General features: G+C 59.0%; 1 pseudogene. It reads right to left on the reverse strand.

The window, feature by feature from the left end:
- Nucleotides 1-222, reverse strand: a pseudogene (locus AF337_RS44465) (class I SAM-dependent methyltransferase); the annotation flags it as partial.

Genomic DNA, 222 nt, shown 5'->3' on the forward strand with positions numbered 1-222 from the left:
CAATTGGGCGGAGCACTTCGAGCATGTATTTGCGCATTGGGAGAGGCAGAATACGGCAGAGCCAGATATAGGTGGCTAGCGGCGGATAGAGCACTGCGGCCAGTGCCGTGTTGACCCATAGAGGCAGCCGCCGTGTGATCCACCGAAGCGGTTCGACCAGCGTCAGAAAGGCACGATTGCCTTCACGTCCATAGAGCCAGATGACTGCCAAGCCGCCGGGTA

The sequence above is a fragment of the Rhizobium ecuadorense genome (assembly GCF_001187535.1).
Lineage (GTDB): Bacteria > Pseudomonadota > Alphaproteobacteria > Rhizobiales > Rhizobiaceae > Rhizobium > Rhizobium ecuadorense.